Annotated in this window: 12 protein-coding genes and 3 pseudogenes; 10 read left to right on the forward strand and 5 right to left on the reverse strand. The window is 67.0% G+C overall.

Going from position 1 to position 18,060, the window contains the following annotated elements:
- Nucleotides 1-4: 4 nt before the first annotated feature.
- Nucleotides 5-157 (forward strand): annotated as a pseudogene (locus A5652_RS28870) (cytochrome b); the annotation flags it as partial.
- A 59-nt stretch (nucleotides 158-216) separates the two neighbouring features.
- Here A5652_RS28870 and A5652_RS25650 read toward each other — a convergent pair.
- The gene (locus A5652_RS25650; protein WP_369805877.1) at nucleotides 217-1,359 is read right to left on the reverse strand and encodes a catalase family peroxidase; all 1,143 of its coding nucleotides are present in this window, start codon (nucleotides 1,357-1,359) and stop codon (nucleotides 217-219) included.
- Nucleotides 1,360-1,715: 356 nt separating this feature from the next.
- On the opposite strand from A5652_RS25650, the gene A5652_RS25655 reads away from it, so the two are divergent.
- Both A5652_RS25655 and A5652_RS25660 read left to right on the forward strand, forming a co-directional pair.
- The gene (locus A5652_RS25655; protein WP_067358663.1) at nucleotides 1,716-2,093 is read left to right on the forward strand and encodes an STAS domain-containing protein; all 378 of its coding nucleotides are present in this window, start codon (nucleotides 1,716-1,718) and stop codon (nucleotides 2,091-2,093) included.
- Between the two features lie 59 nt (nucleotides 2,094-2,152).
- On the forward strand, nucleotides 2,153-2,596 hold the full coding sequence (locus A5652_RS25660) for an ATP-binding protein (protein ID WP_082984083.1): 444 nt from the start codon (nucleotides 2,153-2,155) through the stop codon (nucleotides 2,594-2,596).
- A 66-nt stretch (nucleotides 2,597-2,662) separates the two neighbouring features.
- Here the strand turns inward: A5652_RS25660 and A5652_RS25665 are convergent.
- A pseudogene (locus tag A5652_RS25665) lies at nucleotides 2,663-2,950 on the reverse strand (hypothetical protein); the annotation flags it as partial.
- Nucleotides 2,951-3,073: 123 nt separating this feature from the next.
- Between A5652_RS25665 and A5652_RS25670 the strand changes: the two are divergent.
- From A5652_RS25670 to A5652_RS25690, 5 genes and pseudogenes are all read left to right on the forward strand, one after another.
- On the forward strand, nucleotides 3,074-3,694 hold the full coding sequence (locus A5652_RS25670) for a TetR/AcrR family transcriptional regulator (protein ID WP_067358671.1): 621 nt from the start codon (nucleotides 3,074-3,076) through the stop codon (nucleotides 3,692-3,694).
- A gap of 96 nt (nucleotides 3,695-3,790) precedes the next feature.
- Nucleotides 3,791-4,941, forward strand: a pseudogene (locus tag A5652_RS25675) (phosphotransferase).
- Nucleotides 4,942-5,070: 129 nt separating this feature from the next.
- Nucleotides 5,071-6,831: an amidohydrolase family protein gene (locus A5652_RS25680; RefSeq protein ID WP_067358673.1), complete on the forward strand. Its 1,761-nt coding sequence runs from the start codon at nucleotides 5,071-5,073 to the stop codon at nucleotides 6,829-6,831.
- Between the two features lie 10 nt (nucleotides 6,832-6,841).
- Nucleotides 6,842-8,182, forward strand: a complete 1,341-nt coding sequence (locus A5652_RS25685) for an SRPBCC family protein (protein ID WP_067358676.1) — start codon at nucleotides 6,842-6,844, stop codon at nucleotides 8,180-8,182.
- Nucleotides 8,183-8,366: 184 nt separating this feature from the next.
- On the forward strand, nucleotides 8,367-8,627 hold the full coding sequence (locus A5652_RS25690) for a hypothetical protein (protein ID WP_067358678.1): 261 nt from the start codon (nucleotides 8,367-8,369) through the stop codon (nucleotides 8,625-8,627).
- Between the two features lie 4 nt (nucleotides 8,628-8,631).
- Here A5652_RS25690 and A5652_RS25695 read toward each other — a convergent pair whose 3' ends face one another.
- Nucleotides 8,632-9,288 carry a response regulator transcription factor gene (locus A5652_RS25695; RefSeq protein ID WP_067358680.1) on the reverse strand — a complete coding sequence of 219 codons (657 nt, stop codon included), beginning with the start codon at nucleotides 9,286-9,288 and terminating at the stop codon, nucleotides 8,632-8,634.
- The gene (locus A5652_RS25700) at nucleotides 9,285-10,502 is read right to left on the reverse strand and encodes a sensor histidine kinase (protein WP_067358682.1); all 1,218 of its coding nucleotides are present in this window, start codon (nucleotides 10,500-10,502) and stop codon (nucleotides 9,285-9,287) included. Before A5652_RS25700 ends, A5652_RS25695 begins: the two co-directional genes overlap by 4 nt.
- Nucleotides 10,503-10,635: 133 nt before the next feature.
- Here A5652_RS25700 and A5652_RS25705 point away from each other — a divergent pair, with 133 nt between their 5' ends.
- Nucleotides 10,636-11,016, forward strand: coding sequence for a hypothetical protein (locus A5652_RS25705; RefSeq protein ID WP_067358685.1), 381 nt, complete (start codon nucleotides 10,636-10,638; stop codon nucleotides 11,014-11,016).
- Nucleotides 11,009-13,864 (forward strand): RND family transporter, encoded by a 2,856-nt coding sequence (locus tag A5652_RS25710; RefSeq protein WP_067358688.1) that lies wholly within the window; start codon nucleotides 11,009-11,011, stop codon nucleotides 13,862-13,864. The genes A5652_RS25705 and A5652_RS25710 overlap by 8 nt, the downstream gene beginning before the upstream one ends.
- On the opposite strand, the gene eccCa is transcribed toward A5652_RS25710, so the two are convergent.
- Complete coding sequence (gene eccCa / locus A5652_RS25715) at nucleotides 13,845-18,059, reverse strand: type VII secretion protein EccCa (RefSeq protein ID WP_067358690.1); 4,215 nt, start codon at nucleotides 18,057-18,059, stop codon at nucleotides 13,845-13,847. The genes A5652_RS25710 and eccCa overlap by 20 nt on opposite strands.
- Between the last annotated feature and the right edge of the window lies 1 nt (nucleotide 18,060).

The following is an 18,060-nucleotide window of genomic DNA, read 5'->3' on the forward strand; positions in this document are numbered from 1 at the left end:
TCCAATGACGGGTGCGACCGCCGCGGCGCGATTCACCCTGCCGTCGCGCGTTCTGCACTGGTTGATGGGGCCGATGGTGATCGGGCAATTGCTCATCGGCGTGACCATGGTCGCCGCGCTGAGCTACTACCCTCTGCTGCTGGCCATCCATCGGCCCCATCAACCAGTGCAGAACGCGCGACGGCAGGGTGAATCGCGCCGCGGCGGTCGCACCCGTCATTGGAGGACCGCCTCGACGTCGACTGCGCTGGCCGCTTTGGCCTCCTCGGCGCGGCGGGTGAACGAGCGGGCATACACCGCCGACCGCGCCGCGAGCAGCGGGTCATCGGAGGCCGCGATGCCGTCGGGCAGCACCAACGGGTCGAAGTTGATGTCCCGCGCGTTGCCTGCGTTTTCCGTCTGGACCGCGGAGATGGTGATGGTGCCGGCGTCGATGGTGCGGCGCGCCGCCGGCCAGGGTTTGGTGGCGTCATTGGTCGGGTCGCCCGGCTCGCCGACGGTGAGCACCAGCCGCCAGCTCAGCGGCGTGCGTGCCAGCGTGCGGATGAGGGCATCGAACAAGTAGTCCTTGGCCGGTGGCGACGCCGTCACATCGACGCCTTGCTGGGGAATCGCGGACCAGCGCACCGGCACCGTCGCACCGGCGCCGTTGGTGAACCGAAAGGCGTTAAGCCCATAAAACGTGCTGTCGGCGAAGCCTGGGCTCGGCGGTTCCAGCTTGATCAGGCGCATGGCCGCGGTGGTCTCGGGGTGGCGCTGCAGGAACGCGGCCATCTGCTGCGGGTCGGGCTTGCCCGTGCTCGGCAGCGGCTTGGACGCGAGCAACCGGTCGTAAAACCCCTGAGGCGTGCTGTCCGGAAAGACCGGGATGTTGATCATTGCGGTGCGCCACTGCCGGCCGTCGGGCCCGTCGAACAGCAGCCCCAGGCCGCGGAAGGTGTCGAATTTGTCGGCCTGGTCCGGCAGCCCACCCGACAGGGAGAACCGCCCGATCAGCGGAACGCTCCCACGCCGGAAGACCGCGGCCCGGCATATCGCCGCAGCCGCTCCGTTGCTGACGAACGTCCCGGTGGCGCTCAGGCCCTTGGCATGGTTTCGCCGGAAACCGTCATGACGGCCGTAGACGTGCTCAAAGCGATCGGTGATCCGGGGCGGGGTCAGCGCACCGGGACGCAGCCAGCCGCCGGCATACGCGAACCCGCCCACGTCGACCACGGCGACTCCGGCCACCGCGCCCATGCCCAGTAGCGCGTGCCGCCGGTTCAGCGCGCCGTTTTGCGACGGCGCGGCCGCGGCCTCCGGGGGGTCGTCGGGCGGCCCGCCAGCGGGTTGCCCGCTGTCGCCATCACCGGGTTCCACGGCCTACCGCCCTTCCCGTTTGCGCAGGCCACGCCGCGCAAGCTGGGGACGAGGCCGGTGGAACCAATTCACGCACGGGCCGGTGCCCCGTGCAACTTCTGTGCTGCCCGCTAGGCACATCTGGACTACGGCACGGCACCCGAAATCGTTCAGCGTTTTGAGCGTGGTGCGCGGCGTGTCATACCATTGGCTAAACACTTGTAGCTGTATCTGCATTTGGTAGCGCAGATCGACGGGGTGCGTCTCCTCCGTAGGCAACCGTGTTCTCCGAGGGGTTGAATACACAGCCCCCGGACATGGCAATGGCTGGTAGAGCTAGCGGTGTCCCACACGAGACCGAATGTGAGTGATAGACCATGGGCGAACAATCCGGCGATCTTGTCGATCCAACCGCTTTTGAAGTGGGCAAACATCAGGTAGACCAGGCGGTTGTGCTCACCGTCTCCGGCGAGGTCGACATGCTCAGCTCGCCGCTGCTGGCCGACGCTATCCAGACCGCGCTGGCCACCAAGCCCGCGGCATTGATCGTTGATCTGTCCAAGGTCGGTTTCCTGGCCTCGGCCGGGATGACCGTGCTGGTGACCGCGCAGGCGGAGATTGAGCCGCCAACGCAGTTCGCGGTGGTCGCCAACGGCTCCGCCACTAGCCGACCGATCAAACTGATGGGAATCGACAGCGTGCTCTCGCTCTACAGCAGCCTGGACGGTGCGCTGAGCGGGCTAGCTGGTGAGTGAGCATCGGCGGAGTGGATACGCACTTGGGGACGATGTGCCGCTCTGATCAAGCGCGGAACGTGTCGAACATCGATGACCGGTCCCGCTTCGTGCGGACGCGAGTGGCCGCCGACGCGCGCAGCGCGGCCGGGGCCCGCGCCGAGTTCGGGGTGTGGCTCGAACGGTATTTCTCGCTTGACGACGACCGCTTCAGTGACCTGCTGCTGGCGGTGAACGAGGCGATCGCCAATGCCGCGGAATTCGCGTACGTCGACGCCGCGGAGCGCGGGACGGTCGACGTGCGGGCGGCCTACGACGGCGGCTCGGACACCCTGGCGGTGTCCGTTGACGACCGCGGCCGGTGGCGACGGAAAAAGCCGGTCCAGTACCAGCAGCAGATGCGCGGCCGCGGCATCCCGCTGATGGAGGCGCTCGCCGACGACGTCAGCATCGATCGCACGCCACAGGGCACCCGCGTCACGTTGACGTGGACCGGCCTGACGCGGCCCGGCCGCAACGCCTGATCAGCCCGACTGTGCCAGCACCTGCTGGATACGGGGTTCGCGTGGCAAAACCGGACCGTCGTCGAGATCGCAACTGTCCCAGGCGAAGTGGATGAAGTACGCCCCGCCGCCCAGGTCGTCGTGATGGCGGTGTGCCATTGGTAGGCCGTAGTAGGCGTTGACTTCCGGGTGAGGCGCCTCGGCGATCACCCGATGGGCCTTTCCGTCCTCGTCGGTGAACACGAGGACGGCACGGGCGGGCCGCTTGCGGTCGCCGCCGGCATATGTGATGCCGCCGCCGACGCTGATGCGTTCCCCATCGATGTGCACCCAACCGCTCCACCGCGCCGGTTCTTTCGTGTGGTACATGTCGGCGGAGCAATTCGCCGTCCTTAAAGAGGTTGTGCTGCAATGGGATTCATCGCACAAACGGGCTCCGCCGGAGTCTGCCCGCGTCAGATAACAAAGCAGCACAACGCATCCCGTAACATCGCCGGCATGGAACGTAGCCGCCGGTGGGGCGACGACCGCGCGATCCTCGACGACGAGGAGGCCCGTGCGCGAATACTCGACGCCGCGGGACGCTGCATTGTCCGACGCGGTAATACCCAGTTCCGGGTGGGAGAAGTGGCCGACGAGGCGGGGGTGTCCCGGTCGACGGTGTACCGGTATTTTCCCGGTCGCGACGATGTCCTGCTGGGCCTGATGCTGACGCGTGTGGACACCGCGATCTCTGAGTTGGTGCGCAAACTGCCCGCGCCCGACGACCCCGTTCGATCGGTGCCCGAAATGGTGTTGGCCCGCGTGGAATCGGTGGACGGCAACCCGCTGAACGAAGCGTTGTTCGCCGCCGAGAGCACTGCGGTGGCCTCGGCGCTGGAAAAGGGTTCCGAACCCATTGTGGAGTTGCTACTGCGGCATTACGGCCCGCTGCTGAAGCGGTGGAAGGCGGCGGGGTTGCTCTATCCCGACGTCGACTTCCGGTCGATCGTCCAGTGGTTGCACACCACGACGCTGTTCTTGCTGGCGCCTTCGTGGCGATACCGCCCCGCCGCGGACAAGCGAGAATTCGTCGAGCAGTTCGTGGTAAGGGCCCTGGTGCCACACATCAGACAATAATCGTATATTGTCTGATGTCCAGACGTTCAATCGTTTTGCGCGACGCCGCCGGTGTTTAAGAGCACAGCACCGTGGCCGGCCCGCAAATCAGGATGGATGGACATGAAAACTTCTCTCGCGCAAGCCTTCTCTGTCCTCGGTCTGGCCGCCCACCTGGGCCGCGGTGCGGGCCGGGTGGCCACCGACGCAGCACTGGGCGGCAGATTCGGTCTACCGCGGACGGTCGAGGGAATCGGTCCCGCGGTCCTTTCCCGGGTCATGGGAACGACCGTCCGGTCGATCCGCGTCCTGAGCCGGGACGCGGGGACGTCCTCGCGGGGCCGGTTGGTGTTGCCCGGAAGAACGTCCCGGACTCGGTGTTCGTCAAGGTCGCGGCGCAGAGCGCCGCCACCCGGCTGATGGGCGAACTCGGGCGCCTCGGGCAGACCGAGGTGCGGTTCTACCGCGAGCTCGCGCCGCAGGTCTTCGGTGTCCCCTATTGCCATGGCGCGGCGTTCGACCCCTGGACCGGCCGCTACCTGCTGGTCCTGGAGGACCTACCGGCCGAGTCGTGCGAGTTCCCCGACACCTTGCACCCGTTGTCGGCCGATCAGGCGAGCCTGATCATCGAGCTACTCGCCGAACTGCACGCCACCTTCTGGGGCCGGCTGCCGCGCGGCGGGAGCAGTCCGATGGACTGGCTGTACACGCCGTCCGGCGACGTCACGTCGTTGTTGACCGGTTCGCTCATGCACACCTCGATCAAGCGGCTCGCCGAGCGCACTTCCCTTGTCGACGTCCCCGTCGACACTGGCCGCTTTATCGCCGACAACTACCGCGCGGTCGCCACGCTCATCGACAGTCCTCCTCACACCGTCATGCACGGCGACGCCCATCCGGGCAACATGTACTTCCAGGGCGGCAAGGCCGGGCTGCTCGACTGGCAGGCGGTGCGCCGGGGACATCCGTCGCGCGAATTGGCCTACACCCTGATCACCAGCCTGACGCCCGAGGACCGTCAGGCCAACCAGCGCGAACTCCTCGACGATTACCGTCGGGCGCTGATTGCGGCCGGCGGACCCGAGTTGGACCGCGACGACTTGTGGCTGCGATTCCGCCAGGGCGCGCTATACGCATACGTCGCGCCCCTGATTACCGCCGGCATGGGCGGAATGCAGGTCGAGAACATCGCGATGGAAGGCCTGCGCCGCGGTGTCGCGGCGCTCGATGATCTGGAAACCGTCGCCGCGCTGAAGGGTTCTCTGTAGGTCAGACTCAATTCGGCTGAGGCTATTGCCTTCGTCGCGCCAAGAGTTACGCTACCTACCGTAGCGAAATGCTGCGCGCCTCAGCGCACAGCCCTCCCGAGACAGCCCACGGCGGCGAAGAGGAGTCTCATGTTCGACCTCAAGATCATCGGTGGAACGGTCGTCGACGGCACGGGCGCGGAACGCTATGCCGCCGATATCGGCATCAAGGACGGCAAGATCGTCGACGTCGTGCGGCGCTCCGCCGACGGCCCCGCCATCAGCGGGGAGGCGGCCGAAACCATCGACGCGACAGGGCATGTGGTTGCCCCCGGCTTCGTCGACATCCACACCCACTACGACGGCCAGGTCAGCTGGGACAGCCTGCTCGAGCCGTCCAGCGGCCATGGTGTGACCACGATCGTGACCGGCAACTGCGGCGTCGGTTTCGCGCCCGTGCGACCCGGCAGTGAGCAGTGGCTGATCGAGCTGATGGAAGGCGTCGAGGACATTCCCGGCACCGCGCTGACCGAAGGCATCACCTGGGGCTGGGAGACCTACCCCGAGTACCTCGACGCGGTCGGCAAGCAGAAGTTCGCCGTCGACGTGGGCAGCCAGGTCGCACACGGCGCGGTCCGCGCCTACGCGATGGGCGAGCGGGGCGCCCGCAACGAGCCCGCCACCCCCGACGACATCGACGCGATGGGACGGCTGGTTCGCGAGGCGATCGAGGCCGGCGCGCTCGGGTTTTCCACGTCGCGCACGATGGGCCATCGCGCGATGGACGGCGAACCGGTCCCCGGCACGTTCGCCGCCGAGGAAGAGCTGTTCGGTCTCGGCCGGGCCATGGCGGCCGGCGGTCAGGCGGTGTTCGAGCTGGCCCCGCAGGGGGCCGCGGGTGAGGACATCATCGGGCCCAAAAAGGAATTGGACTGGATGCGGCGACTGAGCGGCGAGATCGACCGGCCCGTGTCGTTCGCGCTGATCCAGGTTGACGCCGATCCGAAATTGTGGCGCGAGATGCTCGACCTGTCCGCGGACGCGCACGCCGCGGGGGCCCGCCTCTACCCGCAGATCGCGGCCCGCCCGTTCGGCATGATGATCGGCTTCCAGGGCCATCACGGTTTCAGCCACCGGCCCACCTACCGCCGACTGAAGGCCGAGTGCAGCCGCGGCGAGCTTGCGCAGCGGTTGGCCGACCCCGCGGTGAAAGCGGCAATCCTGTCCGAGGACGACCTCCCGGCCGACCCGACGTTGTTGTTCGACGGGATGTTCGCTTTGGTGCAGCACTCGCTGGGAAGGTTGTATGCGCTCGGCGATCCGCCGGACTACGAGCCCACGCCGGACCGCACCGTCGCGGCCATCGCAAAGGCACGCGGCGAGGATCCGTTGTCCACGCTGTACGACCTCATGCTCGAGTCCGATGCGACCAGCATGCTGATGCTGCCGTTGTTCAACTACGCCGAGGGCAACCACGACGCGATCCGCGAGATGATGCTGCACCCCGCCGGCGTGCTCGGACTCTCCGACGGGGGCGCCCACTGCGGGATGATCTGCGACGCGTCCTACCCGACGTTTTTGCTCACGCACTGGGCACGCGACCGGCACCGCGGCGAGAAGTTGTCGCTGGAGTACGTGATCCGCAAGCAGTCCCGCGACACCGCGCACCTGTTCGGCCTTACCGACCGCGGCACCATCGAGCCGGGCAAGAAGGCCGACATCAATGTCATCGACATGGACGCCCTGACCCTGCACCCGGCGGCGATGGCCTTCGACCTGCCGGCCGGCGGGAACCGGATCTTGCAGGGCGCCAGCGGTTATGCGGCGACGATCGTCAGCGGGACCGTCACGCGCCGCAAGGACGTCGACACCGGGGCCCGCCCCGGACGCCTGGTCCGCGGAGCGCGCTGAGCTCCGCCCGATGGCAACGGTGGCCGGCAATCCGGCGCGCGCCCGCGACGAGGATGCGATCGGCACCCCGCCGGAGAACCCGACGCTGGTGCCCGCCGAGCGTTACTACTCCCCCGCATTCGCCGCGCTCGAGGCGCAGCGGATGTGGCCGAAGGTCTGGCAACTGGCCTGCATGGTCGACCACGTCGCGGCGCCTGGCGACTATTTCGAGTACCGGTGCGGCCCGTACGGCGTGCTGATCGTCCGTGACGACGACGGGACGCTCCGCGCCTTCCAGAACGTCTGCCGGCATCGCGGTAATTCGCTGTGCACCGGATCCGGTTCGGGCCTACGCGAACTCAAATGCGGCTATCACGGATGGACCTGGGACCTGGGCGGCGCGCTCAGACGGGTGCCCAACCGCAAAGGCTTCGGCTCGCTGCGGATGTCCGATTTTCCGCTGATACCGGCGCGGGTCGAGACGTGGGTCGGGCTCGTGTTCGTAAATCTCGACCCGGGCGCGGTCTCGTTGACCGAATACCTGGAGGCGGTGCCCGCCGACATCGCCTGGTGCCACCTGGAGGATTTCCGCTGCTACGCAACGCTCACCGTCGAGGTCGACGCCAACTGGAAGACCATCGCCGACGGTTACAGCGAGACGTACCACATCCAGACCCTGCATCCCGAACTGCTGCGTTGCGTCGACGATATCCGTGCGCCGCAACAGATTTGGGGCCACACCGGGAAATCGGACCAGCCCTACGGCGTGCAAAGCCCACGTTTTGAGGGTGCCCTGTCCGACGAAGAGGTCTGGAACGCCTACGTCTACACGCAGGGTGCGCTGATGGGCGCGGCCGACGGCACACCGTTCCCCGCCGACGAACGCCGGCCCGGGCAGACGGTTGCCGACCTGATCGCGGACCGGACCCGGGCATTCGCGGCCAGTCGCGGGGTCGACCTCGGCTGGGCTGATACCGACCGGATGACCCGGTTGCACCAGTACAACGTGTTTCCCAACATGACGCTTCTGACCAACGCCGATCACCTGACCGTCATGTGTTCGCGGCCCGGATCGGACGCCTCCCCCGATAAGGGCGAGCTTGTCATGTTCTTGATGACACGACTGCCCCCGGGTGCGCCGCGCACCAAGCCGACAGACGTCCGCGTCACCGCTGACGCGGCCGAGCCGGGCGTGGTCCTCACCCAAGACATTCAGCTGCTCGCGGGCTTGCAACGCGGCATGCATCAACCCGGCTTCACGCATCTGGTGTTGTCCAGCGAGGAACGCCGCGTGATCAACATGCATCGCAACCTGGAGCGCTACCTCGAGCTCCCCGCGTCCCAGCAAATGAGCGGCGAAACGCCGAAGTGATATCACGCAACATAATTCGCGTTCACGGCGCGAAAGTGACGCCTAGCGATCTAGAATCCCGCTTGTGATGACCCCGTCTTACCCCTGGGGGGGCGATCGAGGGCAACTTGCGCGGCACCTTCGGATGCCGTATCACACGCTCCGCCGACGGCGGGCGCGACGTCTGTGCCACAGTTTCGAACGGGTGGGCGTTCGAACGGCACCGGAGCGGCTGCGGGAAATGCTGGCGGGCGCGCCGCTGGCCGCGCACGAAATGCTCAACGTGCACTTCGCGTTGATCGCGATCCAGCTCGACCGCGAATCGCGCGCCGCACGCTACAAGCGGCTCAAGAAGCGCGGCGCCCGTTCGTTGATGTTCGCGGGCCTGATCGTGGTGGTGCTGAACTTCCTGATGTGCATGGCCTACGTTCTGCTGAACCTGGCGGAACAGTCGGCGCCTTTGTAAGTCTTCAGCGCGGCGCGACGATGCCATTGTCGTAGGCGTAGACGATCGCGGCAGCCCGGTCGCGCAGATCGAGCTTCCCGAAGATGCGCCCGACATGGCTCTTGACCGTGACGCCTGAGATGCACAGTTTGTCGGCGATCTCGGTATTCGACAGACCCTGGCCGATCAACGTCAGGACGTCGAGCTCGCGGGTGGTCAGCTCGCCGACCGCGGTGCCGCGGGGGCCGGGTGCAGCCTTGCGATAAGTGGTGAGCACACGCGAGGTGACCGCGGGATCGAGATAGCTGTCACCCCTTGCGACAGCCCGCACCGCGCGGATCAGCTCCTCGGCCGAAGAGTCTTTGAGCACGAAGCCGGCCGCGCCGGCGCGCAGCGCTCCCGACAACAGCTCGTCCTCGTTGAATGTGGTCAGGGCGAGCACCGGCGGCCTGCCACCCAGCCTGCGCGTCGCCTCGATCCCATCGACGCGGCGCATCCGGAGATCCATCACGACGACGTCGGGCCGGTGCTCGGCCACCGCGGCCGGCACCTCGTCACCGTCGGCGCATTCGGCGGCGACGACGAACCCGTCCTTGCGGCGCAGGATTCGGCGCAGGCCCGACCGCACCAGATCCTGGTCGTCGACGAGCAGCACGGTGATCTCGGGCGTTGCGTCGATCATCCCTTGCACCACCACGGGCGCCAGGCGGCATCGCCTTCGTGCAGCGGGATTTCCGCGCACACCGACCAGCCGTCGCGAGTGGGGCCGGCGTCGATCGCGCCGCCGAGCAGCTCGACCCGCTGGCGCATGCCACGCAAGCCGCGTCCTTCGGCCGATTGTGAGGCCGCCACCGCAGCCGGCAGCAGATTCGTGATGGCCAGCCTCGCCGACACCGGCGAAATGTCCAACACCACACCTGCTTTCGACTCGGGGGCATGCTTGGCGATATTGGCCAGCGACTCTTGGGTGATGCGATACAGCGCGAGGCCGACCGCCGCCGACACGTGATCCGTGGGCCCCTCGACACACAGCGCGACGACCAGACCGGCCCGCTGAAACCCTTCGACCAGCACGGCGATGTCGTCGATACCGGGTTCGGGAGCGGTCTGTGCGGTCTTGGTCGGCCAGTTGTCGAGCAGCCCGACGGTACGACGGATGTCGGCCATGGCCTGGCGGCCGAGCCGCTCGGCCTGCTCCAGGGCCTCGACCGCGTCATCGACGTCGCGATCCTGCTGCAGCGCGCGGCGCGCACCGGTCACATGCAACAGGGTGATACTCAGCGAATGGGCGATGACATCGTGCACTTCGCGCGCGATGCGGCGACGTTCGTCGGCGGCGGCGTGCTCGGCCAACATGCCCTGCGCCTCAATCTGTTCCGCCAGGAGCAGCCGCTGGGTACGCATCAGGTAACCGAGCAGCCATCCCGTGCCGATGAAACCCAGATACAGCGCCACCGCGTCCAGGCGGTGCAGCGCGGACGCGGTGAGCAACAGCGCGGCCGCCGACATGGCGGCAAGGAATCCGCCCAACACCGACGCCAATGTAGCGACGACCAAGACCATCAGGACCAACAGCGCCGGCGCGAAATCGGCGCGAATGGGCGTGGACGTACCAAACAGCGTCAGCGCGGTGGACGCCGTCCAAGTCGCCCACAACGGTCCCGGGGTCATCTTCATGTTGAAGGCGAAGAACGCAAACGAGGGCGACAGCGCAAGGGCGAACGCAGTCAGCGCCACGGGCAGATCGGCGGCGGGTCGCTGCAGCGTGCCGATCATGCCGCCCAGCACGAGAGCAACATCGACGGCGATCAGCGCCGCCCAGGTGATACCTACAGGAATCAGTTCGCCTCGTCGGCGAAGCTGTTCCCGCAGGTAATTCGCCGCGGCATGCAACATCGTCCAATCGTAGAAGAGCTCGGCGCCTCATCACATCCTCCTGCGGTCGGCAGCCGCCTCCGCCCGTGGTAGGAGACAAAGACTGCACTTCGGCACGACGCGGCGCGGCCGCGGCTTTCCTAACGTCTCAGTCATGACATGGACACTGCTGCACGACCGCATGGCCTTCATGGCCGAGGTGATACGAGCCGCCGAGACGGACCCCGAGGCGGCACTTGCGTTGATCGACAACTCATCCGAGGTGTCCGAGCTGTTCGGCGACGAGGAGGGCTTGATGCTCTCGCTCGGTCAGCGCTGGATCACGATGCTGGTGGCCAAGCTGGATCAGGCCGCCTACGAGGGCGCGTCGGCTGAACAGGTGCGTGCCGATCTCGAGGCCGCCCATCCCGGGCTGCACGCGCTGGTGAAGATCGGCACCCGACGCTCGCTGCGCGTGCGCTCGCTTACGCGCGGCGAGCATGTGGCGGTCGGCTTGTTCGGCGGGTCCACCAGCGATCGGCAGACCGTTGCATGACCGCACGGGCAGCCTAGCGCGACTGACCAGCCGGTACGCGGTCCTTATCGTCGGCCTCTGGGTCCTGGCAGCCGGACTCGCCAATGTGGCAGCGCCGCAACTGGAGCGGGTCGTGGACTCCCATGCCCGGTCCTTCATGCCGCCCAGCGCGCCGAGCGCGACGGCCGCCGCCCGGGCGGCCCAGTTGTTCAACCAGACGCCCAGCAACAACTTCGTTTACGTTGTGCTGGAACGCAATCAGCTCTTGACATCGCAGGATCGCCAATTCTACGACGCGCTGACGACATCACTCGGCTCGGATCAGCGCCACGTGTATGCGGTGACAGACCTGTGGTCGCAGCCGGCCACGGCTGCCGGCGCGCAGAGTTCGGACGGCAAGGCGGTCAGCGTGATGGTGCGGCTGGCCGGCATGCTCGGCACCGCGCAGGCGCGCGACTCGGTGAACGCCGTGCGCGGGACCGTCCACAAGCTTTCGCCGCCGGCGGGCCTGGCAGTTCATGTCACGGGTCCCGGAGCCACGATCGTCGACGAATTCTCCGCGATCGATCGGCAGATGCTCGGGATCACCGCCGCCACTATCGGCCTCATCCTGCTATTGCTGCTGGTGGTCTACCGATCACCCGTCGCGGCGGCTATCCCGCTGATCTCCGTCGGACTCGCCCTGGCCTTGGCCCGCGCCGTCGTCGCCGCCCTGGGTCAGTCCAATGTAGTTGAGGTTTCGCTGTTTTCGGTGGCGCTCATGGCGGCCATGACGCTAGGAGCCGGGACCGACTATGCGATCTTCTTGGTCGGCCGCTACCACGAAGGCCGGCGCCGCGGCGTGGCCCCCGCCCAGGCGTTGACGCAGGCCTACCGGTCCATCGCGCCTGTGGTGATCGGGTCGGCGCTGACAGTATCGGTGGCGCTGGCGTGCCTTGTCTTCGCGAAGGTCGGGTCTTTCCGCAGCGCCGGATTGCCCTGCGCCATAGGTATTCTTGCGACGATGGTCGCGGCGCTGACCCTCACGCCCGCGCTCATGAGCCTGGCGATACGCCGCGGGTATCTCGAGCCGCGGCCCTCGAAAACCGCGCGACGCTGGCGCCGCGTCGGAACGGCCGTGGCCCGCTGGCCCGGACCGATCCTGGTCACCGCGCTGGCATTGACCCTGTTGGTCGCCCTGCCGCTGGTCAGCATGCGGGTCGGCTTCAACGAACCCGCCGCCACGCCGTCGTCCACCGACTCTAACCGTGGCTATGCCAGCGCCGACCGGCATTTCGCGGCCAACGCGCTGCTGCCAGACGTCATCGCGGTCCAGGCCGACCACGACCTACGCAACCCGGCCGGCCTGATCGCCATCGAGCGAATCACGCGCCACATCATGGCCGTGCCGGGTGTGCGTGCGGTGCAGTCCGCCAGCCGCCCCGACGGCAAGGTGCCCGAACAGGCGACGCTGAGCTATCAGGCCGGTGTGCTCGGCCGTCAGTTCGGTGACACCATGGCTTCGCTGACGCAGCGCCTCAAGCGGGTTTCCGGACTCGACAGCGCGCTGGCACAGACCCAGGCTGCGGTCGACGGGTTGGGCAACGGATTGCGCGGTGGCAGTGCCGGATTGGCTGACATGTCCGGTGCCGCGCAAGACATGCGGGCCGGGATGGACGGGCTGCAGAGCAATGTCACGACGGTATCGGGTTACCTCGACCCGCTGCGGGACTTCGTCGGGCGGACCCCCGACTGCGCCACAAATCCGATCTGCTCGACGGTGGACCGTGTGCTCCAACCGGTCGACAGCCTGGTGCAGACGTCCACGCGTCTGGGTTCGGGCGCGGCCAAACTCACCAGCGGATCGAGCACGGCCGCCGCCGCGATGGCCACCCTGCCGCAGAGCGTGGCGTCAATGAAAGACGCGTTGGCACAAGCGCGTTCGGCCACACACGACTTGCTGAGCGTGTCCGACACGCTCGGACCCCAAATGCGCCAATTGACCGACTACATGAACGAGATCGCCACGCAGTTCCAGGGCAGCGCCGCGGCCGACTTCTACATGCCGCAGCGGGCGTTGACCGACCCGCGCTACACCGCGGCGCTGGGCCACCTGATCTCCGAGAATGGGCGCGCCGCCTACCTGCTCGTGTACGGCGACGGGTCGGAGTGGGGTGCCGACGGCGCCAAGCGGTCCGGCCAGGTGCGCGCCGCCATCAAAGAGGCCACCAAGGAAGGCACCCTGACCCCGGCCGAGGTCGACCTCGCGGGAGTTGGCCCGGTGACCGCCGACCTGCAGCGCTTCGTGGCCGGCGACACCACCCTGCTGGTGGGCGCCGCGCTGATCCTCATCTTCCTGATCGTCACGGCTATGTTGCGCAGTCCGGTCGCGGGACTGGTCGTCGTCGGGACCGTCGTCACCTCGTACGCGTCGGCCGTCGGCGCCAGCGTGCTGATCTGGCAGCACCTGCTGCATCACGACCTGCACTGGGCCGTGGCCCCGATCGCCTTCATCGCGCTGATCGCCGTCGGTGCGGATTACAACCTGCTGCTCGCGCTGCGCATCAAGCAGGAAGCGGCGGCGGGCCTGAAGACCGGGATCGTCCGGGCTTTCGGCGGTACCGGCGGAGTGGTCACGATTGCCGGCATCATCTTCGGGCTGACCATGCTGGCGCTGCTGAGTAGCAGCGTGCTCAGCATCGCCCAGATCGGTACGACGATCGCGGTCGGATTGTTGCTGGACACGCTGGTGGTGCGGGCGTTCATCGTGCCGTCGATCGTGGCGCTGCTGGGCCGGTGGTTCTGGTGGCCGAGTCCGCTCCCCCGCCGCACCGCCGGGCCAACGATGAAAACTCCCGAGCCGCAACGGGTTACTGCTGGGGCGGTATGACCGACGAGGGCAATCCGACCAGAACGCCTTCGACGTCTCCGTCGACGCTGACCAGCAGGCCGCGCCCCGGCGGCAGTGTCTGGGCCCGGACGTTGCGGTTGATCCGGTTCTGCGGGTCGTTGTCCATATACAGCTGAGCGACCTTCGCGGAGTTCTGGAAGCGCATCCACGGATCCATCTGCAGCGTAGCCCAATTCGCGCTGTTGCGCGTGGTGAAGACGTGCAGACCAATCTGGCGAGCACGCTCCATCAGCTTCCACAGCGCCGCGCCGACCGGGGGTTTGGGCGGGTAGCTCTGATCCGGGCGCAGGTCCTGGATGTCGTCGATGAGCACGAAGTGCCGCGGGCCTTCCCACGGTTTGAGTGCGCGTAATTCCTCCTGGCTCAGGCCTTTCGGTGGCAACCGGGGCAGGAGGACCTGCTGGGCCAGCGCGGTGACCACCTCGTCGATCTCGTCCTGGTCGTAGGCGTAGGCGCGCACGTAACCGGGCCCGTGCAGGTCGCGTAGACCGTGCGGGGCGGTCTTGGGGTCGATCAGCGTCAGCTGCGCTTCCTCTGGGCTGAATCGGTTCATGATCGCCTCGCCGATGGCGACCAGCGACATGGTTTTTCCGCACCCTTGCCGTCCCAGAATCAGCAATCCGGGGCTCTCGCGCAGCTTGATGGGAACCGGTCCCAGTTCGTGACGCTCGCCGATGGCGAAGGCGATCGAGAGGTCGTCGCCGCCGGGGTGCGCGGCCTCGTAGTCCAAGATCGCTTTCAGCGCCACCCGCTGGGGCAGTCGCTGCAGGGTGGCGTGCTTGGTGACTCCGGCGACATCCGCGATGCGGGCGCCGACGTCGACGATGCTCACTACCGCGCCGGTGTTCGGATCGGTCAGGGCCGGAACACCGACCCGCAGTTCGTGCAGGCTGTCGGTCAGGCCGAAGCCGGGCCGGTTCAGCGTCCGCCGCGCCGCGTCGCGTGACTCGAGCGACGAGTGCCCCATCTGGCTTTCGCTCGGGTCGGCCAGCCGCAATTGAATTCGCGCCGTGGCGTTTTGCAGCAGGCTCTGCCGCTGGCCGTGAATCCAGCCGCCGGCGCTGCACATCACGTGCACGCCGTATTCGGGGCCGCGGCTGCTCAGCGAGATGATGCGATCGCCCAGCACGGTGTCCTTCGAGTACAGGTCGTCGTAGTCATCGACCACCACGAAGACATCGCCGAATGGGTCGTTGGCGTCGGTGCCGCCCAATCCGTCGCTGCCCGGCGCGAAGCGGCGCTCGCGGAAACCGTCGAGGTCGATCTTCAGGCGCCGGAACGAGTCCTCGCGGGCGTCGATCAACGCGTCCATGCTGCTCAAAATGCGCTCAATGCCCTCGGCGTCCTTCGGCGAGACGATGTCGGTGACGTGGGGAAGCGAGGCGGCCTGGGCGAGGGTCGCGCCGCCGATGCAGAAGAACGTCACGCGTGACGGGCTGTACATGGCTGCGGCCGAGCACATCAGCGTCATCAGCGTGGTGGTCTTGCCGCGCTGCTTGGCACCTACCACAATCACGTTGCTGCGCAACGCATCCACGGCATGGACAATCTGCTTGGACTCTTCGGGAATGTCCATGACGCCGACGGGGAACATCAGCCCCGCGTTGCGCCCGTAGTCGACGTGCCAGGGTTTGCCGCGGTATCCCGCGACCAGGGCGTCGATGGACTCGGGTTCCTCGAGCGGCTCCAGCCACGGCCGGCGCGGTGAGCGGTGGGGTACCTCGTGCAACGACTCACGCAGCACGTCGACGATCTTCTTCCGTTTGAAACCGTCGTCGTAGTAGAGGAATTCATCGGGCTCCGCGTCGACGGCGGCGGCGGCTTCCAATGCCGAGGCGTCGGAGGCGTCCAGCGGCTGGAACTGCCAGTTGTACAACCGCGGCTTGGTCAACGTCATGTCGACGGTGGTCGCGACCTCCTTGGCCTTCGGCACCACGAACGGGGCGGAGAGATAGAAGCAGCGGAACGGTTCGAGGTCACGCGGGCCGACCTTGAGCAGACCGAAACCGTTTTCCTTCGACGGCAGGTGGTAGGCGGCATCCGAGCCGATCACCTCGCGGCTGTCGTCACCGGACTCGGCGCGCAGCGCGATGCGGAACGCGATGTTGGACTTCACCTTTTGCAGCGACGACAGGTCCAGCCGCTGACCACCTAGCATGAAGAAAACGTTGGCGCCGCGGCCCTCCTGGCCGATGTGGATGATGAGATTGATCCACTTCTCATGGTTGGCGAACAGTTCCAGGTACTCGTCGACGATCACGAGCAGGACCGGTACCGGGGGCAGATCGCGTCCGGCAAGCCGGATCTCTTCGTAGTCGTTGGCGTCGCGTGCGCCCACAGAGGTGAACAGCTCGTAGCGCTGCTTGATCTCGCCGTCGATGACCCTGCGCATCCGCTCGGCCAAGTGCCGTTCGTCCTTGCCGAGGTTCGACAGCGCGGCCACCACATGAGGAATGCCCAGAATGTCCTGCGCCGCCGATTCGAACTTCATGTCGACGAAGATGACGTTGAACGTCTCCGGGGAGTGGGTCAGCGCGATCCCGTAGACCAACGACAGGAAGAACTCCGACTTCCCCGAGCCACTGGTACCGATGACCACGGAGTGGAACCCGAAGCCACCGAAGTCTTTGGCGCGGATGGTGATGTTCTGCAGCTCGCCGTTGGGTTTGGCGCCGACGGGGACCTCGCACCATCGCTCATCGCCGCGTCCCCGCCGCTCGGCCCACAATCGGTCGACGTCCAAGTCGCGGGGGTCGTTGATGCCCAGGGCGCGCAGGAGTTCGGTTGCGCCGCTGACCGAGTCGGCGATCTCGCTACGGCTGGTCGGTGACCAACGGGCCATCGCCCGTGCGTATCGGTAGGCGCGGTGCACGGAGAGCTGGTCGGCGTGGGCGAAGAACTTGTTTCGCACCCGCAGCAGCGGTGCCGGGCGGTCGTCCTCGCCGTCGGCGTCGGAGCCGTTGCGGTGCAGGGCTATTTCGCCGTTGACCGATCCATTGGGCGAGCCATGACGTTCGCTGAGGTCGAATACCTGGTCGTTGGCGAAGCCCACACCGGTGCCGATGCGTGAGGCGATGCGCAGGAGGGTGATTCCCGCCTTGCCGACCTGACCGACCACGCTCTCCCATGCATCGGGACTGCCGGTGTTGTCGTCGATGATCACCAGGTGCGGGCCGAGATCGACTGTGTCGGTGCCGGTTTCCAGGGTCGAGCCCATCGCGGTGGGGCTGGCCGCGGCCAGCGGAGTCCAGGCGCCGCGCTTGCCCTTCATGTGCAGCTCAGCGGCTAGGGTTTCCTCGAGTTCCTCCGGCGTGGCGAAGACCAAACGCCGAAACCCGCACGCGTCGAACAACTCATCGTGCAGGTTGTGCGGCAGCCAAACGATCCACGACCACACCTCGGGGTTGCGGGTCACCACCAGCAACTTGACGTCGCGCGGGTTGTGGAATACCGCCAGGGAGCACAGCACCGAGCGCATCAGCGACCGCAGCCGGTCGAGATCCTCACCGACGAAGCTGAAGCCGGGCGCCGAGCGCAGGTTGATCACCTTGGCGATGTCGCGAATCTTGCGCTGCTCCAAGATGAAATCGCGGAGAGCCTGCCCGGTGACGGGCTCGAGCTCCTCATCGGAGGCGATGTCGGGCCAAGTCACCGACAGCACCGAGTCCGGTGCGTGCTGCACGCCCGTGCCGAGCCGCACCTCCAGGAAGTCGGCGTCGCCGCGCCCGCGTTCCCACATCCGGGGGCCGCCGATGATGGCGCCGAGCCCGCGGGGGTCGGAGTGCACGGAGTTCTGCCATTCGCGTTGCGCGCATACGGCGGTCTGGATCTCGTCGCGGTTGCCGTCGAGGTCACGAAGATAGCGGCGACGGCCCTTTTCCATTTCGCCCCAGGTGATCTTGCGCGCCCGACCGAAGCGGCCGGAGAACGCCAGCATGCTGAAGGCGCCGATGCCCATCAGCGGGAAGAAACCGGTGGTGAGGCTGCGCACGCCCGAGACGTAGAGCATGACGATGGTGCCGATGAGCGCGACGATCAGCGCAGGCACTCCGATCATCACCCAGATGTTGCGCGGCTCGCGCTCCGGAAGCGCGATCGGCGCGCTGGGCGCCACGCGCACGGGTTTCGGCGGCTCGATCTTGACGCGGTTGATGGGGAACGCTTTCTTGGACATT

It is taken from the genome of Mycobacterium sp. 1165178.9 (genome assembly GCF_001673555.1).
Classification (GTDB): domain Bacteria; phylum Actinomycetota; class Actinomycetes; order Mycobacteriales; family Mycobacteriaceae; genus Mycobacterium.